Below are 22,847 nucleotides of genomic sequence, written 5' to 3'. Positions count from 1 at the left end.
GCTAACGCGCCCGCGTTCCCATGACGGCTGCGGAAATGATCAGCGCTGCCGCCAGCGCGATCGTCCAGCTCAGCGGCCGTCCGGTGACCACGAGCAGCAACGCCGTCGATGCCAGCGGCGTGAGGTAGCTCAGGATGCCGATCTGCCGCGCATCGCCGCGCTTGAGGGCCATGTCCCACAGATAGAACGCGGCGCCCAGCGGGCCGAGCCCGCACAGCGCGACCAGCAGCCCGTCGCCCATCGACAGCGCCACCGACGGTTCCAGTAGCGCGTGGCAGGCCAGCGAGAGCAGGCCCGACACCAGACCGAACAGGCCGATGGCCGCGGTCGGAAACGCTGGCACACGTTGTGTCCAGAGCGAATAGCTCGCCCAGATGAAAGCCGAGCAGGCCGCGAGCGCGAAGCCCCAGGTTTCGCCGCTCGCGTGACCTGCATCGTTGCGCGCGCCGAGGATCGCGATGGCCGCGCCGACGAAGCCCAGCAATGCCGCCACCACATGCAGCGCGCGCAACGACACACCGCGCAACAGCACCGGCGCGAGCACCACCATCAAGAGCGGCCAGAGGTAGTTGACGAGATTGGCTTCCACCGGCGGCGCATGGCGCAGCGCGATGAAGAGCAGGAAGTGAAAGCCGAAGAGGCCGTAGATGCCAAGTGCCAGCGTGAGGGGCGGCACCTTCCACGCGGCGCGATCGCGCAGCACGCTCGGCAGGCTCAGCAGGCTCCCAAGGGTGAGTGCCAAGCCTGTGAGCAGAAAGGGTGGAAGGTGCGAGAGCGCCGTGCCGAGCGAAGCGAGCAGGGCCCAGAGCGCGATCGCCCCCAGCGCGTAGAGGTAGGAAGCGGGCATCCGCTGAGCTTATGCGAGCCCGCGAATGCCCCGTTCAGCCGAGACGCAACAGCAAGGCCGACGCGGCGCAAACGATCATGAACGGGATGCTGATCTTGTGGAACTCGGCCAGGCCGTGCGGAAGGCGCGCAAGTCGAAGCGCGATGAGGTTGGCGAGCGAGCCGAGCACGCAGCCAAAGCCACCGACGCTCACGCCGGCGGCCAGTGCAGGCAGGTCGCGCACCGGGCCGTCGAGCAGGATCGCGGCCGGCACGTTGCTGATGAATTGCGAAGTGACGACCGCGGCGAGGTAGGCCCGCCAGCCTTCGGCGATCGGCCATTGCTTCAGCTGCGCGGCGATGGCCGGCAGCTCCGCGAGCTGGCGCAGGTCGACGAACATCAGCGCGATGATCGCCAGCAGCGCCCAGTCGACGCCGCGCAGCACGCGCGGATAGAAGAGCAGGAACGCGCCGAACACCACGCCGAGGGCGGCCAGCAGCCAGTGCCGGTCGAGCGCGATCACGAAGGCGAGGAACAACACGCCGGCGAGCGTGAGCAGCCGGGGCTGCACAGGCGCCGTTTCGGTCGCGGGCTTGAGCGTGATGGGCGTGCGCGGCACGAGAAACCACACTGCCACGAAGAGCCAGAACAGCATGACGGCGACGGTCGGCGCCATCATGCCCATGAAGCCGAAGAAACTCACGCCCGACCGATGCCAGAGGTAGAGGTTTTGCGGGTTGCCGATCGGTGTGAGGGCCGAGCCGGCGTTCACTGCGAGTGCCTCGAGCACCACGAGTCTGGCCAGCGGCAAATGCGCTTGCGTCGCGAGCACGCGGGTGAGAGGCACCAGCAGGAACAGGCTCACGTCGTTGGTGACCAGCGCCGAGAGCACCGCAGCACCGGCGGTCAGCAGGAAGGCGAGGCTGCGCAGGTCGGTCATCTTGCCGAGCAGCCGTTGCGCGGTCGCTTGCAGCATGCCGCTCTTCTCCACGCCCTGCGTGATGGCGAGCAACCCCGCCAGCGCGCCGACGGTTTGCCAGTCGACCAGCTTCAGGGTGTCGAGCGGTGCGCGCGGCCGGATGAAGGCGAAGGCGATCGCCACGGCGACCAGCACCCAGAGCAGGCCGTTGCCGCTGCGCTCTGCCGGTGGTGTCTGCGGGCCATCAGCGGCGGGCATGCAAATCGCGCAGCTCGCGCTTGAGCACCTTGCCGATCGCGCTGCGCGGCAACTCGTCGATGAATTCGAGCGAGGCCAGGCGCTGGGTCTTGCCGAGCTGGTCGTTGGTCCATTGCAGCAGCGCGTCGGCCGGCGTGTCGTCGCCGGGCCGGCGCACCACGAAGGCCACCGGCGTCTCGCCCCATTGCACGGAAGGCACGCCGACCACGGCGACGTCGGCGACGGCGGGATGTGCGCGCACCACGGCTTCCAGATCGCTCGGGTAGATATTGAAACCGCCGCTGATGACCATGTCCTTCTTGCGATCGAACAGGGTGAGAAAGCCGTCGGCATCGAAACGGCCCACGTCGCCGGTGCGGATGAAGCGCTTGCCGGTGGCGTCGAACCATTCGGCTTCGCGCGTCTTCTCGGGCTGGCGGTGGTAGCCGGTCATCATGCCGGCCGAACTGCCGACCACCTCGCCATCGGCACCGGGCGCGACTTCGCAGCCTTCCTCGTCGATGAGGCGGATGTCGCTGCCTTCGGCCGGCTGCCCGACGGTGTGCAGCTTGGTCGGGTGCAGGTGCGCCTCGAGGATGCAGGTGCCGCCGCCTTCGGTCATGCCGTAGAACTCGATCAGTCCGCCCGGCCAGCGCGCGAGTACGTCGGCCTTCAGCGCCGCGTTAAAGGGTGCGCTGGTGCTGAACTTGAACCGGTAGGCAGAGAGGTCGTGCGCGTCGAAGGCGGGATGCGCCATCAGCCGCTGGTATTGCACGGGCACCAGCATCGTGTGCGTCACGCGGTGCTGTTGCGCGAGTTGCAGATAGCCGGCGGCATCGAATTTCGGCATCAGGATGACGCGGCCGCCGAACGCGATCGTCGGGAAGAACACGACGAGCGTGGTGTTGGAGTAGAGCGGCGTCGAGAGCAGCGTGACCGTCTCCGGGCTGTATTCGTACTTGCCGCCGCGTTGCACATGTGCCCAGCGCATCCCGTGGCCTTGCACGATGCCTTTCGGGTCGCCGGTGGTGCCCGAGGAATAGATGATGTTGAAAGGCCAGCCGGGTGCCGGCGAGACCTCGGCCGGGCGCGCGCCCGGTGCGGCCAGCCAGTCATCGAGCCCGCGGCCGGCGGCGGAACCGTCGATCGCGATGCGCAGCGGCGTTCCGTCCTGTGTCGGGCCCAGTGTCTCGACCGCGGCCATGTCGGTGAAGAGCAGGCGCGCCTCGGCGTCTTCCATCATGCGGAGGAGGCTGGCGGGCGTAGAGCCGGGCGCCAGCGGCGCGACAGCCACGCCCGCTCGCAAGGCACCGAGGAACACGGCGGCGTAGGAGACCGATGCGGCGGCGCAAATCGCGATCGCATCACCGGCTTTCAAGCCGTCGCGTTGCAGGCTGGCGGCGATCCGGTCCATCAGCGCGTCGAGCTGACCGTAAGTGAGCGAGGACTTGCTGTCTTGCAGCGCAAGGCTGTCCGGACGGGTCTGGGCGTGGAGGCGGATCAGGTCGGCAATGGCGCCGAAGTCGCGCGCCATGGCGGTGAGGAAGGAGTCCATGGATGTCGGTCGTGTAGAGCAGGGCTGTCGGTTGTACCCGCAATGCCGCAAGAGCGTAAAGATGGGTATCGATCCGGTGTGTCGGTGCACCGCTCGTCAACGCGACTCGGGGGCGCCGCGTTGCCAGAAGACGCAGGCCCAGCCCGGGCTGCCTCAAAGTATCTGGAGCACCCCATGAGTCATTCCACCCGCACCATTCTGGTTCGCGCCGACGACAAGCGTTCGGGCCCCCCGACCCGCCGTCCGGTCCCCCGTCAGTCCTGATCCAGCCACAGGTCGCAACGGTCGCCGATGCCGTCGCGCCACACCGAGACGCGGCAGAGCGGCAAGCCGCTGCCGGCCAGCGCCTCCACGATGTAAGCACACAGGTTTTCGAGGGTCGGCGCGCCGATGCCGTCGACCTCGTCGAGAAACCGGTGATCGAGCCGCTCGCGCAGGCTTTTGAGTTCCGCCCTCAACGCCCCCAGATCGACCACCATGCCGGTCGCCGGATCGGGCGTGCCGCGCAGCGCCACTTCGCTCTGGTAGGTGTGACCGTGGATGCGCGCACTGCTGTCGGTGTCGATCTGGCGCCGCAGCGTGTGCGCCGCATCAAAAAAGAAGCGCTGCGAAATCTCGTACTTCATCGGATGCCCACGACCTTGTGGGTCTGCACGCTGAGCCGCCAGCGCGGATCGGCCAGGCAATATCGGATCGCCCACGCGGTGTTGTCGCGCTGCAGCGGCCCGTCCATCGGTTGCAGCAAGCGGTGGCCGAAGGGCAGCGCCGCCAAGGCATCCAGATCCAGCCCCGGCTGCGGCACCACGACCTTGAGTTCATCGCCCGCGTGCACGAGAAGGGTGGCGCCGGCCTTGGGGCTCACGCAGACCCAATCGATCCCTGCAGGCACTTCGACCGTGCCGTTGGTCTCGACCGCGATCTGGAAGCCGCGCGCGTGCAGTGCCTGCAACAAGGCCTCGTCGACCTGCAGCAGCGGCTCGCCGCCGGTGAGCACGCAGAAGCGCTCTGCAGCTGATGCGGGCGTCCATTCGCTGGCGATCTGGTCGGCCAGCGCGTCGGCGCTTTTGTACTTGCCACCGGACGTGCCGTCGGTGCCGACGAACTCGGTGTCGCAGAACTGGCAGACCGCGGTTGCACGGTCTTGCTCGCGGCCGGTCCACAGGTTGCAGCCGGCAAAACGGCAGAACACGGCCGGGCGACCGGCGTTCGCGCCTTCGCCCTGCAGTGTGTAGAAGATCTCCTTGACCGCGTAGGTCACGCCACCGCCCGAACCGTCACGTTGCCGGCACGCCCGCGGCATGCGCCTGCTGGTCGGCGTGGTACGAACTGCGGACCATCGCACCGACAGCGGCGTGGCTGAAGCCCATTTTGTAGGCCTCTTCCTCGAACATCTTGAAGGTGTCCGGGTGCACGTAGCGGCGCACCGGCAGGTGCGAACCCGACGGCGACAGGTACTGGCCGATCGTGAGCATGTCGATGCCGTGTCCGCGCATGTCGCGCATCACCTGGAGGATCTCCTCGTCGGTCTCGCCGAGGCCGACCATGATGCCGCTCTTGGTCGGCACGGTCGGGTGCAGCGCCTTGAACTTCTTGAGCAGATTGAGGCTGAACTGGTAGTCGCTGCCGGGGCGCGCTTCCTTGTAGAGGCGCGGCGCGGTTTCCAGGTTGTGGTTCATCACGTCGGGCGGCGCGAGCTTGAGGATGTCGAGCGCGCGGTCGTCGCGGCCGCGAAAGTCGGGCACCAGGATCTCGATCTGCGTCATCGGCGAGAGCGCGCGGATGTTCCGGATGCAGTCGACGAAATGCTGGCTGCCGCCGTCGCGCAGATCGTCGCGGTCGACGCTGGTGATCACCACGTACTTCAGGCGCAACTTGGCAATGGTCTTCGCCAGGTTCAGCGGCTCGTCCTTGTCGAGCGGGTCGGGCCGGCCGTGGCCGACGTCGCAGAACGGGCAGCGACGCGTGCACTTGTCGCCCATGATCATGAACGTCGCGGTGCCGTTGCCGAAGCACTCGCCGATGTTCGGGCACGAGGCTTCCTCGCACACGGTGTGCAGGTTGCTCTCGCGCAGGATCTGCTTGATCTCGTAGAAGCGCGTGGTGGGCGAGCCGGCCTTGACGCGAATCCACTCCGGCTTCTTGAGCACTTCGCCGGTCTGCACCACCTTGACCGGGATGCGCGAGAGCTTCGCGCCGGCCTTCTGCTTGGCGAGCGGGTTGTAGTTTTCGGTGGATTGGGCGTCGCGAACGACTTCGGTGGTGCTCATGGTGGCTTGATCAAGGTGCCAGGTACGCAACGAGCTTTTGGCCCAGTGCCCCGGCCGCTTCGTCCCAGGTGGTTTGGATGCCGATTGTAGAAAGGTCGACCGTTTTCAGCCCCGCGTAGCCGCAAGGGTTGACCCGCGAGAAGGGTTCGAGGTCCATCGCGACGTTCAGCGCGACGCCGTGATACGTGCAATGGCGGCTGACCTTGATTCCGAGCGCTGCGATCTTGCCGAGGCCCCGGAACGGGTCGCTGGCGGGGAAGGGCCCCGTCAGAGCGGCGTGCGAAAACGGGTCGTCGAGCCGCACATAGATGCCGGGCGCGCCCGGCAGGCGATGCCCCGTCACCCCGAAATGCGCCAGCGTTCGCAGCACGGCTTCTTCGAGACGGTAGACGTATTCCTTGACGTAGTAGCCGGCGCGCCGCAGGTCGAGCAGCGGGTACGCCACCACCTGGCCCGGCCCGTGGAACGTGACCTGGCCGCCGCGGTCGGTTTGCACGACGGGAATGTCGCCCGGGGTCAGGAGGTGGTCCGGCTTGCCGGCCAGTCCCTGGGTGAACACCGGCGCGTGCTCGCAAATCCACAGCCGGTCGGGCGTGTCCGGCGCGCGCTCCAGCGTGATCTGCCGCATGGCTTCGAAGGTGGCGGCATAGTCGACGCGACCGAGCATCCGCACGTCGAGCGCGGGCGCCGTGGCGTTCGACGTGTCGCTCATCGGAGGTCCGGAGGCGCAGGCACACGAGCTTCGCCGATCGCGAGGGTCAAGAACGCATCGTCCGCGACACGACGGGCCTTGCGTGCGATGGCCAAGTTTTGGGGATCCAGTCCGCCGGCGCACAGCGTCGCCACGACGTGCCGCAGTCGCGTCACAGCACGACCTTGACCATCGGGTTCGTCGAGAGCGCGCGGTAAATGTCGTCGAGCTGCTCGCGGCTCGTCGCCGTGACGGTGATCGTCACGCCCAGGTAGTTGCCGGCTTTGCTGTTGCGCAGTTCGATCGTGCTGGCGTCGAACGCCGGGTCGAACTGTTCAGCGATCTGCGTGATGGCGTGCACGAAGCCGTCGGCCTTCAGCCCCATCACCTTGATGGGGAACTGCGAGGGATATTCGATCAGCGACTCCTGCTTGACGGGATCGGGCGTGCTCATGTCGGGGCTCCATGCGTTGTTGCGTTGTGCTGCTTGGCCGCCTGGTAGGCGGCATACAGCTGCTTGTAAATGGGGCCTGGCACGCCGTTCCCAATGGGTTGCCCATCGAGCGCGACGACCGGCAACACTTCCTTGCTGGCCGACGACAGGAACAGTTCGTCGGCGGCGAACACCTCGTCGCGCGTGATGTTCCGCAGCGCAAATGGAATGCCCGCTTCGGCGCACAGCCTTCCCAGCAGGCCGTAGCGAATGCCCGTGAGCACGCGCTCGTCGCTGGGCGGGCCGGCGACGCCGCCGTTTTTCACGACCCAGACGTTGCTCGACGAGGCCTCGCTCAGCACATCGTCGCGAAACATGACGGTCTCCGCCGCGCCGGCCTCGACACTGATCTGCCGCGCCAGCACCGCACCCAGCAAACTGGTGGCCTTGATGTGCGCTTTCTGCCAACGGAAATCAGGCGCCGTCACGCAGGTCACGCCCGCAGCGCGCACCGCATCTGCCACCGGCTTGAGCGGGTTCACCATGGCGAAAACCGTTGGCGTGAGCCCCTTCGGCATGGCGTGGTCGCGCGGCGCCACGCCGCGCGTGATCTGGAAGTAGACCGCCTGCGGCGCCGTCCCGCCCGGCGCGATCAGGCGCAAGGTGATGTCGCGCCACTGCGCCGTGGTCAGGGGATTGGGAATCTGCAATTCGGCCAGCGAGCGGCCCAAGCGCGCCATGTGCTCGTCGAAGCAAAAAGGTGCACCACCGTAGACCGGCACGACTTCGTACACGCCGTCGCCAAAAATAAAGCCGCGGTCGAGCACGCTGACCTTGGCGTCGCGGAGCGGCGTGAAGGCGCCGTCGAGGTAGCAGAGTGCGTCGTGCTGGGAGAAGTCGGGTTCATGCATGACGCAAATTATCCGTGGCGTTGCCGTCGGTCGCGCCTATGTCGCTCGACCTGTGACTTAGTGGCGGGATCGTCCAACTTCTTACATATAATCAATGGCTTTGTGAAATTCTCTGGATACAACGCGGGCGGCATTCCAATGACAAACAACGCCCCTGTGCCAGAGGTCGATGCCGAAGAATCTGATTTCAAGCCACTGACGGCCGATGAGGCCGCACGGTTGCGTGAGCGAAACCCCGAAATGTCGCCCTGGTGGGTGGTTGGCGCCCAAGTGGTGGCCGGCGCGGTGACTGCTTGCCTGGCCTGGATGTGGGTGGGTCAGCCGGTGGCGGCGGTGTCCGCGTTCTACGGGGCGATGGCGGTGGCGATTCCTGCAGCGTTGTTCGCGCAGGGCGTGCGTCGCAGGGAAGGCATGGCGACACAGGCTGCCATGCTGAGGTTTTTCGTGTGGGAGTCGATCAAGATTGTGTTGACCGTCGGATTGCTGGCGGCGGCGCCGGCGTTGATCGGGGGGCTCGTCTGGTTGGCTTTGCTGGCTGGTGTGGTGGTCGCCATGAAGATGTACTGGGTGGCACTGATGGTGCGGCCCGGGTTGTTGAAACGGAATTGATTGTTTTGGAAAAGAGACGCTGAAAGATGGCCGCCGAAGGACACGCCCCGACCGCGAGTGAATACATCGTTCACCACCTCCAGCACTGGCAAGTCGACTGGGGGCTGAATTCCGTGGTGCAGACCGCTATCGTTGACTTCAACGTCATCAACCTCGATTCGGTGCTCTATGCGCTGGCCATCGGCGTCATCGGCTGCTTCGTGCTGTGGCTCGCGGCGCGCAAGGCGACCGCCGGTGTGCCGGGTCGCTTCCAGGCAGCTGTCGAAATCCTGGTCGAGATGGTCGACAACCAGGCCAAGGCGAACATTCACAACGCGCAAAGCCGCAAGTTCATCGCGCCGCTCGCGCTCACCGTGTTCGTCTGGATCTTCCTGCTGAACGCCATGGACATGTTGCCGGTCGACCTGCTGCCGGCCCTCTGGGCCAAGCTGTTCGAGGTGGGTGGCCACGATCCGGCCCATGCCTACATGCGTGTCGTGCCGACGGCCGATCTCTCCACCACGCTGGGTCTGTCGACCTCCGTGCTGCTGCTGTGCCTGTTCTACGGCATCAAGGTCAAGGGCCTGGGCGGCTGGAGCCACGAACTCATCACCGCACCCTTCGGCGCACACCCGCTGTTGTGGCCGGTCAACCTGCTGATGCAGGTCATCGAATACTTGGCCAAAACTGTTTCGCATGGCATGCGGCTGTTCGGCAATATGTACGCGGGCGAGCTCGTGTTCATGCTGATCGCACTCATGGGCGGTGCGATGGCGGCCTCGTTGCCCGGCGTGCTGCTGCCCCTTGGGCACATCATTGCCGGAACCGTCTGGGCGATCTTTCACATTTTGATCATCACGCTTCAGGCATTCATTTTCATGATGTTGACGCTCATTTATCTGGGCCAGGCACATGAGGGCCATTGAGCCTCGTTTCTCGCTTTCGTTCTTTTCTTTCGCTTTCAATCTGTAATCTTAGGAGTCATCATGGAAAACATTCTCGGTCTCGTCGCTCTGGCTTGTGGTTTGATCGTCGGTCTCGGCGCGATCGGTGCTTCCATCGGCATCGCGTTGATGGGCGGCAAGTTCCTCGAATCGTCGGCCCGTCAGCCTGAACTCATGAACGACCTGCAAACCAAGATGTTCATCTTGGCCGGGCTGATCGACGCGGCCTTCCTGATCGGTGTGGCCATCGCCCTGTTGTTCGCCTTCGCCAACCCGTTCGCTGCGACCTTCCTGGCCAACCTGCCGAAGTAAGCCCGTTCAACGCCACTCAAGAAAGGTGTTGCCGTGAGTATCAACGCGACCCTGTTCGTTCAGGCCATCGTCTTCCTGCTGCTGGTGCTGTTCACGATGAAATTCGTGTGGCCGCCCATCGCAAAGGCGCTGGACGAACGCGCACAAAAGATCGCCGCGGGCCTGGCGGCCGCCGAGAAGGCCAAGGCGGAACTCGCTTCTGCCAATCAGCGCGTCGAGCAGGAACTGGTGAAGTCCCGCAACGAAACGACCAGCCTGCTGGCCGACGCCGAGCGCCGTGCCCAGCAAATCGTCGAAGAGGCCAAGGGCCGTGCCACGGTGGAGGGCGACAAGATCGTCGCCGCTGCGCATGCCGAGGCCGAGCAGCAATCCGTGCGAGCCCGTGAGGCGCTGCGCGAGCAGGTGGCCGCGCTGGCCGTCAAGGGTGCCGAGCAGATTCTCCGCAAGGAAGTCAATGCGGGCGTCCACGCCGACCTGCTCGCTCGCTTGAAGACCGAGCTCTGAGGACGACATGGCCGAACTCGCCACCATTGCTCGTCCGTACGCCGATGCGCTGTTCGATGCCTCGTCGGCCGACGTCGCAGGTGCGGCCGGCTGGATCGACCAGCTCGCCGTGATCGCCGGCAGCCCCCAGCTGCAGCAGTTCGCTTCCGACCCGAAGGTGTCGGCGGAACAGGTCTTTGACCTGGTGTCCGGGCTGATGTCGCCGGGCTTGCCTGAACACGGCAAGAACTTCCTGCGCGCCGTGATCGACAACCGACGCATCGCTGCGCTGCCCGAGGTCGCCGTCCAGTATCGCGCGCTCATGAACGCGCAGAGCGGCGCTTCGGACGCGGTGATCTACAGCGCCTTTCCGATCGCCGATGCAGAGTTGCACGACGTCGGCGTGGCGCTGGAGCGCCGCTTCGGCCGCAAGCTGACGACACGGGTCGAGTCCGACCCGTCGCTGATCGGCGGCATTCGCGTCGTGGTGGGTGACGAAGTCCTCGACACCTCCGTGAAGGCTCGTCTCGAGCAAATGAAAGCAGCGCTCACCGCTTGATGCGGGGAGTGGCCGTTGGCCCTATTTATTGAAAGAAGGAAAGAGTCATGCAACTCAATCCCGCAGAAATTTCCGAACTGATCAAGAGCCGTATCGAGGGTCTGGGTGTCAGCGCCGACATTCGCAATCAGGGCACCGTCGTCTCGGTGACCGATGGCATCGTGCGCGTGCACGGCCTGTCGGACGCGATGCAGGGCGAAATGCTCGAATTTCCGCCAAGTGCTGACGGCACGCCGTCGTTCGGCCTGGCGCTGAATCTCGAGCGCGACTCGGTCGGCGCCGTGATTCTGGGCGAATACGAGCACATCTCCGAAGGCGACACCGTGAAGTGCACGGGCCGCATCCTGGAAGTGCCGGTCGGCCCCGAACTGATCGGCCGCGTGGTGAATGCCCTGGGCCAGCCGATCGACGGCAAGGGTCCGATCAATGCCACGATGACCGACGTGATCGAAAAGGTCGCCCCGGGCGTGATCGCACGCAAGTCGGTCGATCAGCCGCTGCAAACCGGCCTGAAGTCCATCGACTCGATGGTGCCGATCGGCCGTGGCCAGCGCGAGCTGATCATTGGCGACCGCCAGACCGGCAAGACCGCCGTGGCCATCGACGCGATCATCAACCAGAAGGGCCAGGGCGTGACGTGCATCTACGTCGCCATCGGTCAGAAGGCGTCGTCGATCAAGAACGTGGTGCGCTCGCTGGAACAAGCCGGCGCCATGGACTACACCATCGTGGTCGCGGCTTCCGCTTCGGAATCGGCCGCGATGCAGTACGTTTCGGCGTACTCGGGCTGCACGATGGGCGAATACTTCCGCGACCGCGGCGAAGACGCACTGATCGTCTATGACGACCTGTCCAAGCAAGCTGTTGCGTACCGCCAAGTGTCGCTGCTGCTGCGCCGCCCGCCAGGCCGCGAAGCCTATCCCGGCGACGTGTTCTATCTCCATAGCCGCTTGCTCGAGCGCGCCGCCCGGGTGAACGCCGACTACGTCGAAGCCTTCACCAAGGGCGAAGTGAAGGGCAAGACCGGTTCGCTGACGGCACTGCCGATCATCGAAACGCAAGCCGGCGACGTGTCCGCTTTCGTGCCGACCAATGTGATCTCGATCACCGACGGCCAGATCTTCCTGGAAACCAGCCTGTTCAATGCCGGCATTCGCCCCGCAATCAACGCCGGTATCTCGGTGTCGCGCGTGGGTTCGTCGGCGCAGACCAAGATCATCAAGAGCCTGTCCGGCGGTATCCGTACCGACCTGGCCCAGTACCGCGAGTTGGCTGCGTTCGCGCAGTTCGCCTCCGACCTGGACGAAGCGACCCGCAAGCAACTCGACCGCGGTGCCCGCGTCACCGAATTGCTCAAGCAGGCGCAGTACAGCCCGCTGCCGATCTCGCTGATGGGCGCCACGCTGTTCGCCGTGAACAAGGGCTTCATGGACGACCTCGAAATCAAGAAAGTGCTGCCGTTCGAACACGGCCTGCACCAGTACCTGAAGTCGAGCCACGCGGCGCTGCTCGACAAGATCGAGAAGGCCAAGGCCCTCGACAAGGACGCAGAAGCCGAACTGACGACGGCCATCACGTCGTTCAAGAAGTCGTTCGCCTGATCGTCGACCAAGCAAGGAACACTCATGGCAGCTGGTAAGGAAATCCGCGGCAAGATCAAATCGGTGGAAAACACCAAGAAGATCACCAAGGCCATGGAAATGGTCTCGGTTTCCAAGATGCGCAAGGCGCAGGAACGCATGCGCGCTGCTCGCCCCTACAGCGAGAAGATTCGCAACATCGCGGCCAACCTCGGCAAGGCGAACCCCGAGTACACCCACGCGTTCATGAAGACGAACGAAGCCAAGGGCATCGGCTTCATCATCGTGACCAGCGACAAGGGCCTGTGCGGCGGGTTGAACACCAACCTGCTGCGCGCCGTGACTGTCAAGCTGCGCGAGGCGCAGGCGAACGGTGTCGCGATCGAATCGGTCGCGATCGGCAGCAAGGGTCTGGGGTTCCTCAACCGCATCGGTGCCCGCGTGGTGGCGCACGTCACCCACCTGGGCGATGTGCCGCATCTGGACAAGCTGATCGGCCCGGTCAAGACGCTTCTCGACGCATACGCCGAAGGCAAGATCTCGGCGGTCTATCTCTGCTACACGAAGTTCATCAACACGATCAAGCAGGAGCCGGTGGTCGAGCAGTTGCTGCCGCTGGCTGCCGACTCGCTTCAAACCGAGGCCGGCGCGCATTCGTGGGACTACATCTACGAACCCGATGCGCAAAGCGTGATCGACGAGCTGCTTGTTCGCTATGTCGAATCGCTGGTGTACCAGGCGGTCGCTGAAAACATGGCGTCCGAACATTCGGCGCGCATGGTGGCGATGAAGGCCGCGACCGACAACGCCGGCAATGTGATCGGCGAGCTCAAGCTGATCTACAACAAGACGCGCCAGGCCGGCATCACCAAAGAACTGTCCGAGATCGTCGCGGGCGCGGCAGCCGCCGCCGGCGTCTGAGTCGCCGCCCACTGTCGACGTCCCCCCAAACAACTTTTATCGGAGCACACATGGCTCAAGCAAACGCAGCACAAGGCAAGATCGTTCAATGCATCGGCGCCGTGGTCGACGTGGAATTTCCGCGTGACCAGATGCCCCGGATTTACGACGCCCTGAAGTTCGAAGGCAGCGCGCTGACGCTCGAGGTGCAGCAGCAACTCGGCGACGGCATCGTGCGCACCATTGCGCTCGGTTCGTCCGACGGCCTGCGCCGCGGCCTGATGGTGAGCAACACCAACGCACCCATCACGGTGCCGGTCGGCAAGGCCACGCTGGGTCGCATCATGGACGTGCTCGGCGCGCCGATCGACGAACGCGGTCCGGTCAGCCATGAGCTCACCGCATCGATCCATCGCAAGGCACCTGCCTACGACGAACTGTCGCCATCGCAAGACCTGCTGGAAACCGGCATCAAGGTGATCGACCTGATCTGCCCGTTCGCCAAGGGCGGCAAGGTGGGCCTGTTCGGTGGTGCCGGCGTGGGCAAGACCGTGAACATGATGGAACTCATCAACAACATCGCCAAGGCCCACTCGGGCGTGTCGGTGTTCGCCGGTGTGGGCGAGCGGACCCGCGAAGGCAACGACTTCTATCACGAGATGGCCGACTCCGGCGTCGTGAACCTCGAGAACCTCGAAGAGTCGAAAGTGGCCATGGTCTACGGCCAGATGAATGAGCCGCCGGGCAACCGTCTGCGCGTGGCGCTGACCGGCCTGACCATTGCCGAATCGTTCCGCGACGAAGGCCGCGACGTGCTGTTCTTCGTGGACAACATCTACCGCTACACGCTGGCCGGTACCGAAGTGTCGGCACTGCTGGGCCGGATGCCTTCCGCCGTGGGCTACCAGCCAACGCTGGCCGAGGAAATGGGCCGCCTGCAAGAGCGCATCACGTCGACCAAGGTCGGCTCGATCACCTCGATCCAGGCCGTGTACGTGCCTGCGGACGATTACACCGACCCGTCGCCTGCCACCACCTTCGCCCATCTGGATTCGACCGTGGCCTTGTCGCGCGACATCGCGTCGCTCGGCATCTACCCGGCGGTCGACCCGCTGGACTCGACCTCGCGCCAGCTCGACCCGAACGTGGTCGGCGAAGAGCACTACAACACGGCCCGCGCCGTGCAGGGCATGCTGCAGCGCTACAAGGAACTGCGCGACATCATCGCGATTCTGGGCATGGACGAACTGGCCCCCGACGACAAGCTCGCCGTGGCCCGTGCGCGCAAGATCCAGCGCTTCTTCTCGCAGCCGTTCCACGTGGCCGAAGTGTTCACAGGCTCGCCGGGCAAGTACGTGCCGCTGGCCGAAACCATCCGTGGTTTCAAGATGATCGTGAACGGCGAAGCCGACCACCTGCCGGAACAGGCGTTCTACATGGTGGGCGGCATCGACGAGGCGTTCGAAAAGGCCAAGAAAGTCGCGTAAAGCGGCCAAGGAACCCCCATGGCAAACACCATTCACGTCGACGTGGTCAGCGCGGAAGCGTCGATCTTCTCGGGCGAGGCGAGGTTCGTCGCGCTGCCCGGTGAAACCGGCGAGCTCGGCATCTATCCGCGTCACACGCCGCTGATCACCCGCATCCGTCCGGGCGCCGTGCGCATCGAGATGGCCGACGGAGGCGAGGAATTCGTGTTCGTCGCGGGCGGCATTCTCGAAGTGCAGCCCAACGCCGTCACCGTGTTGTCCGACACCGCGATCCGCGGCAAGGACCTCGACGACGAAAAGGCGAACCAGGCCAAGGCCGCCGCCGAGGAAGCGCTCAAGAACGCCAAGACCGACATCGACATCGCGATGGCGCAGTCGGAGTTACTGGTGATGGCCGCCCAGATCGCTGCGCTGCGCAAATACCGCCAGAAGAAGTAAGCGCCAAGCGTTGCTTGCCGCATTGAAAGCCGCCTTCGGGCGGCTTTTGCTTTGGGCACGCCAAAAACCACTTCGGTCTTTATTCGGTCGAAGATAAGCCTTGTCTGGCTGAAGCTGCGCCTCTACCATTCGCGTTCGCCCGGCACCAAGACCGGCGGCAAGAGACATTGGAGACACCGCGTGGAACGCTGGAGCGGACTGACAGCCGACGAAATGCAGTTGCTGGAAACGACCTTCTGGTCGGCCGGCGGCTCGCGGCATGGCATGGCCGAACGGCTCGGTTTTTCCAAGAGCAAGGCGAATGCGCTGATCGCCGGCCTGGTGGCCCAGGGCCTGCTCGCCGAATCCGGGCTGCAGCGTTCCTCGGGCGGTCGCCGCCCTGAAAATCTTCAACTCAACGGTTCTCTGGGCGTCGTGGTCGGCATCGACATCGGGGCCACCAGCCTCGATGTGGCGGTGCTCAGCCCGGACCTCGCCGTGCTGGCCCATCGCGCTGAGGCGGCCGACGTGAAGCGCGGCCCGGGCGTGGTTCTGGCCCGCGTCCGCGTCCTCATGCGCGAGTTGCTTGCCCAGTGCGGCCGCAGCGCACGCGATGTCATCGGCATCGGCATCGGCGTGCCGGGTCCGGTCAATTTCGAGATCGGCCAGTTGGTCAACCCGCCGCTGATGCCGGCCTGGGACGGTTTTTCGATCCGCGACTACCTGCGCGAGGACTACGCCGCGCCGGTGTTCGTCGACAACGACGTCAACCTGATGGCGCTCGGCGAACTCTGGCGCCTGCAGCGCTCGCTCACCAACTTCCTCGTGATCAAGGACGGGACCGGCATCGGCTGCGGCATCGTGTGCCACGGCGTCGTGTACCGCGGCGCGGCCGGCTCGGCGGGTGACGTCGGCCACATCTGCGTCGATCAGGAAGGCCCGCGCTGCCACTGCGGCAACGTCGGCTGCGTCGAGGTGATGGCGGCAGGACCCGCGATCACGCGCATGGCCGTCGAGGCCGCGGAGGCCGGCGACAGCGACGCGCTGGCCGAATGCCTTCGCACGCACGGCCACATCGATGCGCAGCATGTCGGCGAGGCCAGCCGTGCGGGCGACGCCGCGGCCAACGACATCATCCAGCGCGCCGGCAGCCTGATCGGCCAGATGCTGGCGTCGGTGGTGAATTTCTTCAATCCGTCGCACGTGTTCATCGGCGGCGGCATCACGCGCATCGGGCCGCTGTTTCTTGCGGCGGTGCGCCAGAGCGTCTACCAGCGTTCGCTCGCGCTCTCGACCCGACACTTGGAAATCCAGTACACACCGCTCGGCGCGCAGGGCGGCGTGATCGGCGCGGGCGTGCTGGCGATGCACGAAACACTGAAGGCGCGAGGCGTCGCACCATGAACAATCCCGTCAAGCACAGCGTGGCCGTCGCGTTCCACGACGTCGTCAAAAGCTTCGGGCCGGTGCAGGTGCTGCACGGTGTGAGCTTCGCGCTCGCGCCGGGCCGCGTGTATGGCCTGCTCGGCGAAAACGGCGCCGGCAAATCGACGCTGATGAAGATCCTCGCCGGCTATGAAACCCTGACGGGCGGCACGTTGCAGATCAATGGCTCGCAGCAGGTGTTCGGCAGTTCGCGTGACGCCGAGGCGCTGGGCATCGTGTTGATCCACCAGGAGTTCAACCTCGCCGAAGACCTGAGCGTGGCGCAGAACATCTTCCTCGGCCACGAAAAGAAAAACGGCTGGCTACTCGACGATGCGGCCATGGCGCGCGACGCTGCGGCCGCGCTCGCAGCGGTTGGCTTGCAGATCGACCCGACCACCAAGGTGCGTCGCCTGATCGTGGCCGAGAAGCAACTGGTCGAGATCGCCAAGGCGATCGCCCGGCGCGCGCGACTCCTGATCATGGACGAGCCGACCGCGACGCTCACGCCCGGCGAAACCGAACGTCTCTTCAAGCTCATCGCACAGCTGCGTGCCGACGGCGTGACCATCGTCTACATCTCGCACAAGCTGGACGAGGTGGAGCGCGTCACCGATGAAGTCATCGTCATGCGCGACGGCCGTTTTGTCGCTCGCGCGCAGACGGCGGACGTCACGCGCCACCAGATGGCCAACCTCATGGTTGGGCGCGAGCTGTCGGACCTGTACCCGCCACGCGATGCAGTCGTCGTCAGCGATGCCCCCGCCATGCGTGTGCGCCACTTCAATGTGCCCGGCTGGGCGCGAGACGCTGGCTTCGAAGTGCATGCGGGCGAGATCCTCGGCTTCGCAGGCCTCGTCGGTGCGGGCCGCACCGAACTCTTCGAGGGGCTGATAGGCCTGCGCCCCGGCAGCGGCGATGTGCAGATGCTCGGCCAGCCGGTGAAGCTGCGCAACCCGCGCGATGCCGCACGGCACGGCTTCACCTACCTCAGCGAAGACCGCAAGGGCAAGGGCCTGCACGTCGACTTCGGCTTGCGCCAGAACCTCACGCTGATGGCGCTCGAGCGATACGCGCGGCCCTGGCTCCAGCCAGAAGCCGAGCGCGCGGCGCTGGCCGAAGCGGTGCAGGACTACGGCATCCGCACCGGCTCGCTCGACGTGCGCGCGTCGTCGCTCTCGGGCGGCAACCAGCAGAAGCTCGCGCTCGCGAAAGTGCTCCAACCCCGACCGAAAGTCGTGGTGCTCGACGAGCCCACGCGCGGTGTCGACGTCGGGGCCAAGCGCGACATCTATTTCCTGATCCAGCGACTGGCCCGCGAAGGGCTCGCCGTGATCGTCGTCTCGTCCGAGCTGATGGAATTGATCGGCCTGTGCCACCGCGTCGCGGTGATGCGCGCGGGCCGGATCGTCACCACGCTGGACGCCGAACATCTCACCGAAGAGGGGCTTATCGCTCATGCCACCGGAACAGCCCCAGAACACGCCTGACGCGGCGCACCGCGCTGAAGCCAAACCCCGCTGGGCCGAAAGGCTGCGCGGCATCGGCCCGATCGCAGGCCTCGTGTTGCTCTGCATCGCAGGCACGCTGCTCAACAGCGACTTCGTGACCGTCGACAACGCGATGAACGTGCTCACGCGCACCGCCTTCATCGGCATCATCGCGGTGGGCATGTGCTTCGTGATCATCTCGGGCGGCATCGACCTCTCGGTGGGGTCGATGGCGGCGCTCATCGCAGGCAGCGTGATCATGTTCATCAACTGGGCCGGCCCGGCACTCGGCTCGCCTTTGCTCGCCGTGATGGCGGGCGCGACGCTCGCGGTGCTGTTGGGCGCGTTGTTCGGGCTGGCGCACGGCCTGCTCATCACCAAGGGCCGCATCGAGCCCTTCATCGTGACGCTGGGCACGCTCGGCATCTTCCGCGCCTACCTCACGTATTTCGCCGACGGCGGCGCGCTCACGCTGGACAACAACCTGTCGGACCTCTACGCGCCCGTGTATTACGCGAGCCTGCTGGGCATCCCGGTGCCGGTGTGGGTGTTCGTGGCCGTGGCGGTCGTCGGCGGCGTGATCCTGAACCGCACCGCCTACGGCCGCTATGTGCAGGCGATCGGCTCCAACGAGCAGGTCGCGCGCTATGCCGCGGTCGATGTCGACCGCGTGAAAATCCTTACCTATGTGCTGCTCGGCGTGTGTGTCGGCATCGCGACGCTGCTGTACGTGCCGCGCCTCGGCTCCGCCTCGCCCACCACCGGCCTGCTGTGGGAACTCGAAGCCATTGCCGCGGTGATCGTCGGCGGCACCGCGCTCAAAGGCGGCGCCGGCAGCATCACCGGCACGGTGATCGGCGCGATCCTGCTCTCGGTCATCAGCAACATCCTGAACCTCACCAGCGTCATCAGCGTCTACCTGAACGCCGCCGTGCAGGGCTTCGTGATCATCATCGTCGCGTTCCTGCAGCGCGGCCGGCGTTGAGTTTTCCGTTCCCGTTTCATCCACCACCAAGGAGACATCCAGCATGACAACCCTCACCCGTCGCCTCGCGCTCACCGCGGTTGCCACCGCGGCCATCGCGCTCACCAGCCTGCCTGCGCTCGCCGCCGAGAAGGTCAACCTCGGCGTGTCGATCCCGGCCGCCACGCACAGCTTCATGGGCGGCATCAACTACTGGGCGAACCAGGCCAAGAAGGACCTGGAAAAGCAGCACAAGGACCTGAAGATCACCATCAAGACCGCGGCCAACGCGCCCGAGCAGGCCAACCAGCTGCAGGACCTGAGCACCGTCACGAAGATCAACGCGCTCGTCGTGTTTCCGTTCGAGTCGGCCGCGCTGACCAAGCCGGTCGCGCAGGTCAAGGCCAAGGGCGCCTACGTCACCGTGGTCGATCGCGGCCTGACCGACACCAGCGCGCAGGACGCCTACGTCGCCGGCGACAACACCGCCTTCGGCCGCATCCCGGCCGAGTACATCGTGAAGGCGCTGGGCGGCAAGGGCAACGTGGTGGCGCTGCGCGGCATCGCGACCACGCTCGACAACGAACGCATGGACGCCTTCAACGCCGTGCTCAAGGGCTCGCCGGACATCAAGCTGCTCGATGCCAAGTACGCCAACTGGAACCGCGACGACGCCTTCAAGGTCACGCAGGACTACCTCACGCGCTTCAAGCAGATCGACGCCATCTGGGCCGCCGACGACGACATGGCCGTGGGCGTGCTCAAGGCCATCGAGCAGGCCAAGCGCACCGACATCAAGGTGGTGTTCGGCGGTGCGGGCGCCAAGGGCATGGTCAAGACCATCATGGACGCGAAGGACCCGCGCATCGCGGCCGACGTGAGCTACTCGCCGAAGTTCATCTACGACGCGATCAAGCTCACTGCCGAAGCGCGCCTGAAGGGCGAGAAGCTGCCGGCCACGACGATCATTCCGTCGGTGTTGATCACCAAGGACAACGCCAAGGAATTCTACTTCCCCGATTCGCCGTTCTGATGGTGTCTCGCAAGCTGCGCTACGCCATGGTCGGCGGTGGGCGCGACGCCTTCATCGGCGCCGTGCACCGCAAGGCCATGGCGCTGGACGGCCAGATCGAACTGGTCGCCGGCGCGCTCTCGTCGAGCCCGGACAAGGCGCGGGCCTCGGGCCGCGACGTGTTCCTGGCCGACGACCGCAACCACGGCGACTGGCAATCCCTCCTGGCCGACGAGCTCCGGCGGTCGCCCGAGGAGCGCATCGACTTCGTCTCGATCGTCACGCCGAACCACGTGCACTTCCCGGTGGCGAAGGCGTTTGTCGAGGCCGGCTTTCATGTCGTCTGCGACAAGCCGCTGGTGCACACGCGCGCAGAGGCCGATGCGCTCGTCGCCGCGGTGCACAAGCAAGGCACCGTCTTCGGTGTCACCTACAACTACACCGGCTATCCGATGGTCCGCCAGGCGCGCGAGATGGTGCGAAGCGGCCAGCTCGGCACCTTGCGCAAGGTGGTCGTCGAATACAACCAGGGCTGGCTCGCCACGCACCTCGAAGCCGAGGGCAACAAGCAGGCCGGCTGGCGCACCGACCCGGCGCGCAGCGGCGCGGCCGGTGCCATCGGCGACATCGGCTCGCACGCCGAGAACCTGCTGGCCACCGTGACCGGCCTCGAAATCGAGGCGCTCTGTGCCGACCTCGGCGCACTGGTGCCGGGTCGCGCGCTCGACGACGACGGCAGCCTGCTGTTGCGCTTCGCGGGCGGCGCGCGTGGCGTGCTGGTGGCCTCGCAGATCCACACGGGCGTCGAGAACGACCTGCGCCTGCGCATCTCCGGAACGCTCGGCACGCTCGACTGGCGGCAGGAAGCGCCAAGTGAGTTGATCCATTACCCGCATGACGGACCCAAGCAGATACTCACGCGCGGCTCGCCGTGGCTGTGCGAATCGGCACGGCGCGCGAGCCGGTTGCCGAGCGGGCATCCCGAAGGCTTCATCGAAGCGTTCGCGAACGTGTACGCCGGCGTGGCCGCGGACATTCGCGCACGGCTCGCAGGCCACGTCGCCGAGCCGATCGCGGCGGATTACCCGCGTGTGGAAGACGGCGCGCGGGGTGTGCGCTTCATCGAGCGCACCGTCGCTTCGGACGCGAGCGAGAGTAAGTGGACGGCCTGGTAGCTCCGCCGCCCTGGCACGTCGCGCTCGGCCGTCGCTGGTCCACCCTGTTCCTGCTCAAGCTCGTCGGCAACACCGTCGCCACGGTCGGCTTCTTCGTCCTGTATTTCGCGGTGATGCAGCGCGCGTTGCCGCACGCCTGGGTGTTGCCGCTCACGCCGATCGATCGCTGGCTCGAACTGCGCGTCGCGGCGCTGCCGCTCTATGCGTCGCTCTGGCTCTACCTCGCGCTGCCGCCGGCCTTCGCGAAGGACCTGCGCGAGCTCGGCGCATTCGCAATCAGCGCCGCGCTCATGAGTGCGATCGCGCTCACCATCTTCTGGTTCCTGCCGACGGCGGTGCCGATCTTCCCGATCGAGGGCGTCATGCATCCGGCGCTGCATTTCCTGAAGACCACCGACGCGGTGGGCAATGCGTTCCCGTCGCTGCACGTGTCGTTCTCGGTGTTCGCCTGCTGGTTTCTCGCGCGCCAACTGAAGGAAGTCGGTGCGCCGGCGTGGGTGCGCGTGCTCAACGTCGCGTGGGCGGTCGGTATCGTCTATTCGACGATGGCGGTGCGCCAGCACGTGGTGATCGACGTGGCCGGCGGGCTGCTGCTCGGCGGCGCCTTCTGTTTTAGACCGATCGCGCTATTTGCGTTGTCGCGTTCTGCCGGTACAAACCGGGGATGAACCTCCGACTCGCTTTCGTTCTCCCGTGCCTTTTGGCCGGCGCTTCGGCGGCCTTGGCCGCCGACTATCCGCCGCGCAAGCCCGGCCTGTGGGAGCTCAAGACCACCAGCGTCGGCGACACGAATCCGTCGCAAACCGTGCAGCAGTGCATCGACGCCAGGACCGACCAGGCCTTGCGCGACCTGGGCCAAGGCGCCAGCAAGATGGCGTGCGCCAAAAACGACCTGCGCAACGAAGGCGGCAAGCTGGTGCTCGATTCGGTCTGCAACCTCGGCCCGAGCACCGCCACCACGCACGCGGTGATGACGGGCGACCTGAGCTCGGCCTACCGCATGGAAAGCACGTCGACTTACAAGCCGCCATTCATGGGTAAGAACGAGGGCAAGATGACGCTCGACGCGAAGTGGATCGGTCCCTGCAAGGCCGACCAGAAGCCGGGCGACACGGTCATGCCGGGGGGCGTGAAGATGAACATTCTCGAGGTGATGGGCAGCTTAAAGAAGAAGTAGCGCGCTGCGCGTGCAATGGCGCCCGCGCTACGGACGTTGTGCGGTAAGCGCCCGCAGTATGTCCCGGGCTTCCTGCAACTCAAGCTCGAGTTCGCGGACCAGTTGTTGCTGTTGACCGATCTGATCGAGCCGCGTGAACGACTTGCTTTCTTTGCCGCAGCGAGTGTTCAACGTGGCGAGTTCCGTTTCCAGCCGCTGCCTGCGAAGCATTTGCCCTTTTTGTTTGGCAGCTTCCATCTGGCGTTGAACGGCGTCTTGCCGGGCGCAGTCCAGGCTGTCTGGCCCCACAGGTTGTGCCGAGGTGGTCGCGGCAAGCGCCAGCAAAGCGCAGGCAGTCCCCAACAAGAATGCATGTCGTGCCCTGTGACTGACGCGATCGCGTGGCGGTCGGCCTGGGCTGTCGTCATTGAGCGATCGCATCGTGCAGAGTGTCATCCACCGATTCTCGGCGCTACTGAAGATTCCTGATCCAGCCAGTGTGGCAACAGCACGCGC

The 22,847-nt window shown here is 65.6% G+C and carries 26 protein-coding genes; 16 read left to right on the top strand and 10 right to left on the bottom strand.

Going from position 1 to position 22,847, the window contains the following annotated elements; all coding sequences use genetic code 11:
* Position 1: 1 nt before the first annotated feature.
* From AX767_RS08770 to AX767_RS08730, 9 genes are all read right to left on the bottom strand, one after another.
* The gene (locus tag AX767_RS08770; protein WP_068630489.1) at positions 2-847 is read right to left on the bottom strand and encodes a DMT family transporter; all 846 of its coding nucleotides are present in this window, start codon (positions 845-847) and stop codon (positions 2-4) included.
* Between the two features lie 34 nt (positions 848-881).
* Positions 882-2,009: an SLC13 family permease gene (locus AX767_RS08765; protein ID WP_443082777.1), complete on the bottom strand. Its 1,128-nt coding sequence runs from the start codon at positions 2,007-2,009 to the stop codon at positions 882-884.
* The gene (locus tag AX767_RS08760; protein WP_156481120.1) at positions 1,990-3,516 is read right to left on the bottom strand and encodes a class I adenylate-forming enzyme family protein; all 1,527 of its coding nucleotides are present in this window, start codon (positions 3,514-3,516) and stop codon (positions 1,990-1,992) included. The genes AX767_RS08765 and AX767_RS08760 overlap by 20 nt, the downstream gene beginning before the upstream one ends.
* A 275-nt stretch (positions 3,517-3,791) precedes the next feature.
* A complete protein-coding gene (locus AX767_RS08755) occupies positions 3,792-4,163 on the bottom strand; it encodes a 6-carboxytetrahydropterin synthase (protein WP_068630483.1) in 372 nt (123 codons plus the stop codon).
* A complete protein-coding gene (gene queE, locus AX767_RS08750) occupies positions 4,160-4,795 on the bottom strand; it encodes a 7-carboxy-7-deazaguanine synthase (protein WP_068633498.1) in 636 nt (211 codons plus the stop codon). Before queE ends, AX767_RS08755 begins: the two co-directional genes overlap by 4 nt.
* Positions 4,796-4,811: 16 nt before the next feature.
* A complete protein-coding gene (lipA, locus tag AX767_RS08745; RefSeq protein WP_068630481.1) occupies positions 4,812-5,804 on the bottom strand; it encodes a lipoyl synthase in 993 nt (330 codons plus the stop codon).
* A gap of 10 nt (positions 5,805-5,814) precedes the next feature.
* Positions 5,815-6,516, bottom strand: coding sequence for a lipoyl(octanoyl) transferase LipB (lipB, locus tag AX767_RS08740; protein WP_068630478.1), 702 nt, complete (start codon positions 6,514-6,516; stop codon positions 5,815-5,817).
* Between the two features lie 151 nt (positions 6,517-6,667).
* On the bottom strand, positions 6,668-6,949 hold the full coding sequence (locus tag AX767_RS08735; protein ID WP_068630477.1) for a YbeD family protein: 282 nt from the start codon (positions 6,947-6,949) through the stop codon (positions 6,668-6,670).
* Complete coding sequence (locus AX767_RS08730) at positions 6,946-7,839, bottom strand: D-amino acid aminotransferase (protein WP_068630475.1); 894 nt, start codon at positions 7,837-7,839, stop codon at positions 6,946-6,948. Before AX767_RS08730 ends, AX767_RS08735 begins: the two co-directional genes overlap by 4 nt.
* Before the next feature lie 138 nt (positions 7,840-7,977).
* On the opposite strand from AX767_RS08730, the gene AX767_RS08725 reads away from it, so the two are divergent.
* The 16 genes from AX767_RS08725 (at position 7,978) to AX767_RS08650 (ending at position 22,352) form a co-directional block, all read left to right on the top strand.
* Entirely contained in the window at positions 7,978-8,448 is a 471-nt protein-coding gene (locus tag AX767_RS08725) for an ATP synthase subunit I (RefSeq protein WP_068630473.1), read from the top strand.
* Positions 8,449-8,474: 26 nt separating this feature from the next.
* On the top strand, positions 8,475-9,353 hold the full coding sequence (gene atpB / locus AX767_RS08720; protein WP_068630471.1) for a F0F1 ATP synthase subunit A: 879 nt from the start codon (positions 8,475-8,477) through the stop codon (positions 9,351-9,353).
* Between the two features lie 60 nt (positions 9,354-9,413).
* Positions 9,414-9,683 carry a F0F1 ATP synthase subunit C gene (gene atpE / locus AX767_RS08715; protein WP_013543869.1) on the top strand — a complete coding sequence of 90 codons (270 nt, stop codon included), beginning with the start codon at positions 9,414-9,416 and terminating at the stop codon, positions 9,681-9,683.
* A 33-nt stretch (positions 9,684-9,716) separates the two neighbouring features.
* A complete protein-coding gene (locus AX767_RS08710) occupies positions 9,717-10,187 on the top strand; it encodes a F0F1 ATP synthase subunit B (RefSeq protein ID WP_068630469.1) in 471 nt (156 codons plus the stop codon).
* Between the two features lie 7 nt (positions 10,188-10,194).
* Entirely contained in the window at positions 10,195-10,725 is a 531-nt protein-coding gene (locus AX767_RS08705; RefSeq protein WP_068630467.1) for a F0F1 ATP synthase subunit delta, read from the top strand.
* A gap of 47 nt (positions 10,726-10,772) precedes the next feature.
* Positions 10,773-12,326 carry a F0F1 ATP synthase subunit alpha gene (gene atpA / locus AX767_RS08700; protein WP_068630465.1) on the top strand — a complete coding sequence of 518 codons (1,554 nt, stop codon included), beginning with the start codon at positions 10,773-10,775 and terminating at the stop codon, positions 12,324-12,326.
* 24 nt (positions 12,327-12,350) lie between these two features.
* Positions 12,351-13,226: a F0F1 ATP synthase subunit gamma gene (atpG, locus tag AX767_RS08695; RefSeq protein ID WP_068630463.1), complete on the top strand. Its 876-nt coding sequence runs from the start codon at positions 12,351-12,353 to the stop codon at positions 13,224-13,226.
* A gap of 50 nt (positions 13,227-13,276) precedes the next feature.
* Entirely contained in the window at positions 13,277-14,692 is a 1,416-nt protein-coding gene (gene atpD, locus AX767_RS08690) for a F0F1 ATP synthase subunit beta (RefSeq protein WP_068630462.1), read from the top strand.
* A gap of 18 nt (positions 14,693-14,710) precedes the next feature.
* The gene (locus tag AX767_RS08685; protein WP_068630460.1) at positions 14,711-15,130 is read left to right on the top strand and encodes a F0F1 ATP synthase subunit epsilon; all 420 of its coding nucleotides are present in this window, start codon (positions 14,711-14,713) and stop codon (positions 15,128-15,130) included.
* Between the two features lie 213 nt (positions 15,131-15,343).
* The gene (locus AX767_RS08680) at positions 15,344-16,513 is read left to right on the top strand and encodes an ROK family protein (protein WP_068633496.1); all 1,170 of its coding nucleotides are present in this window, start codon (positions 15,344-15,346) and stop codon (positions 16,511-16,513) included.
* Positions 16,510-18,024 carry a sugar ABC transporter ATP-binding protein gene (locus tag AX767_RS08675; protein ID WP_068630458.1) on the top strand — a complete coding sequence of 505 codons (1,515 nt, stop codon included), beginning with the start codon at positions 16,510-16,512 and terminating at the stop codon, positions 18,022-18,024. Before AX767_RS08680 ends, AX767_RS08675 begins: the two co-directional genes overlap by 4 nt.
* Positions 17,993-19,009: an ABC transporter permease gene (locus tag AX767_RS08670; protein ID WP_068630456.1), complete on the top strand. Its 1,017-nt coding sequence runs from the start codon at positions 17,993-17,995 to the stop codon at positions 19,007-19,009. The genes AX767_RS08675 and AX767_RS08670 overlap by 32 nt, the downstream gene beginning before the upstream one ends.
* 43 nt (positions 19,010-19,052) lie before the next feature.
* Positions 19,053-20,021, top strand: a complete 969-nt coding sequence (locus AX767_RS08665) for a substrate-binding domain-containing protein (RefSeq protein ID WP_068630454.1) — start codon at positions 19,053-19,055, stop codon at positions 20,019-20,021.
* On the top strand, positions 20,021-21,175 hold the full coding sequence (locus AX767_RS08660) for a Gfo/Idh/MocA family protein (protein WP_068630452.1): 1,155 nt from the start codon (positions 20,021-20,023) through the stop codon (positions 21,173-21,175). The genes AX767_RS08665 and AX767_RS08660 overlap by 1 nt, the downstream gene beginning before the upstream one ends.
* Complete coding sequence (locus AX767_RS08655; protein WP_082754921.1) at positions 21,160-21,843, top strand: phosphatase PAP2 family protein; 684 nt, start codon at positions 21,160-21,162, stop codon at positions 21,841-21,843. The genes AX767_RS08660 and AX767_RS08655 overlap by 16 nt, the downstream gene beginning before the upstream one ends.
* Positions 21,840-22,352 (top strand): DUF3617 domain-containing protein, encoded by a 513-nt coding sequence (locus AX767_RS08650; RefSeq protein ID WP_068630450.1) that lies wholly within the window; start codon positions 21,840-21,842, stop codon positions 22,350-22,352. The genes AX767_RS08655 and AX767_RS08650 overlap by 4 nt, the downstream gene beginning before the upstream one ends.
* Before the next feature lie 27 nt (positions 22,353-22,379).
* Here AX767_RS08650 and AX767_RS21565 read toward each other — a convergent pair whose 3' ends face one another.
* The gene (locus AX767_RS21565; RefSeq protein ID WP_068630448.1) at positions 22,380-22,676 is read right to left on the bottom strand and encodes a DUF1090 family protein; all 297 of its coding nucleotides are present in this window, start codon (positions 22,674-22,676) and stop codon (positions 22,380-22,382) included.
* Positions 22,677-22,847: the final 171 nt, after the last annotated feature.

The sequence above is a fragment of the Variovorax sp. PAMC 28711 genome (assembly GCF_001577265.1).
GTDB lineage: Bacteria > Pseudomonadota > Gammaproteobacteria > Burkholderiales > Burkholderiaceae_C > Variovorax.
The sequence above is the reverse complement of the archived record's forward strand: the minus strand, read 5'-3'. Positions and strand labels throughout refer to the sequence as shown.

Bases quoted from the DNA above. Each gene is read 5' to 3' on its own strand.
- AX767_RS08755 (WP_068630483.1), bottom strand. From the start codon at position 4,163: ATGAAGTACGAGATTTCGCAGCGCTTCTTTTTTGATGCGGCGCACACG.
- AX767_RS08675 (WP_068630458.1), top strand. From the start codon at position 16,510: ATGAACAATCCCGTCAAGCACAGCGTGGCCGTCGCGTTCCACGACGTC.
- AX767_RS08680 (WP_068633496.1), top strand. From the start codon at position 15,344: ATGCAGTTGCTGGAAACGACCTTCTGGTCGGCCGGCGGCTCGCGGCAT.
- atpA (WP_068630465.1), top strand. From the start codon at position 10,773: ATGCAACTCAATCCCGCAGAAATTTCCGAACTGATCAAGAGCCGTATC.
- AX767_RS08685 (WP_068630460.1), top strand. From the start codon at position 14,711: ATGGCAAACACCATTCACGTCGACGTGGTCAGCGCGGAAGCGTCGATC.
- lipA (WP_068630481.1), bottom strand. From the start codon at position 5,804: ATGAGCACCACCGAAGTCGTTCGCGACGCCCAATCCACCGAAAACTAC.
- AX767_RS08730 (WP_068630475.1), bottom strand. From the start codon at position 7,839: ATGCATGAACCCGACTTCTCCCAGCACGACGCACTCTGCTACCTCGAC.
- lipB (WP_068630478.1), bottom strand. From the start codon at position 6,516: ATGAGCGACACGTCGAACGCCACGGCGCCCGCGCTCGACGTGCGGATG.
- AX767_RS08670 (WP_068630456.1), top strand. From the start codon at position 17,993: ATGCCACCGGAACAGCCCCAGAACACGCCTGACGCGGCGCACCGCGCT.
- AX767_RS08650 (WP_068630450.1), top strand. From the start codon at position 21,840: ATGAACCTCCGACTCGCTTTCGTTCTCCCGTGCCTTTTGGCCGGCGCT.
- AX767_RS08665 (WP_068630454.1), top strand. From the start codon at position 19,053: ATGACAACCCTCACCCGTCGCCTCGCGCTCACCGCGGTTGCCACCGCG.
- AX767_RS08660 (WP_068630452.1), top strand. From the start codon at position 20,021: ATGGTGTCTCGCAAGCTGCGCTACGCCATGGTCGGCGGTGGGCGCGAC.
- AX767_RS08760 (WP_156481120.1), bottom strand. From the start codon at position 3,516: ATGGCGCGCGACTTCGGCGCCATTGCCGACCTGATCCGCCTCCACGCC.
- AX767_RS08770 (WP_068630489.1), bottom strand. From the start codon at position 847: ATGCCCGCTTCCTACCTCTACGCGCTGGGGGCGATCGCGCTCTGGGCC.
- AX767_RS08735 (WP_068630477.1), bottom strand. From the start codon at position 6,949: ATGAGCACGCCCGATCCCGTCAAGCAGGAGTCGCTGATCGAATATCCC.
- AX767_RS08705 (WP_068630467.1), top strand. From the start codon at position 10,195: ATGGCCGAACTCGCCACCATTGCTCGTCCGTACGCCGATGCGCTGTTC.
- atpE (WP_013543869.1), top strand. From the start codon at position 9,414: ATGGAAAACATTCTCGGTCTCGTCGCTCTGGCTTGTGGTTTGATCGTC.
- atpB (WP_068630471.1), top strand. From the start codon at position 8,475: ATGGCCGCCGAAGGACACGCCCCGACCGCGAGTGAATACATCGTTCAC.
- atpG (WP_068630463.1), top strand. From the start codon at position 12,351: ATGGCAGCTGGTAAGGAAATCCGCGGCAAGATCAAATCGGTGGAAAAC.
- atpD (WP_068630462.1), top strand. From the start codon at position 13,277: ATGGCTCAAGCAAACGCAGCACAAGGCAAGATCGTTCAATGCATCGGC.
- AX767_RS08725 (WP_068630473.1), top strand. From the start codon at position 7,978: ATGACAAACAACGCCCCTGTGCCAGAGGTCGATGCCGAAGAATCTGAT.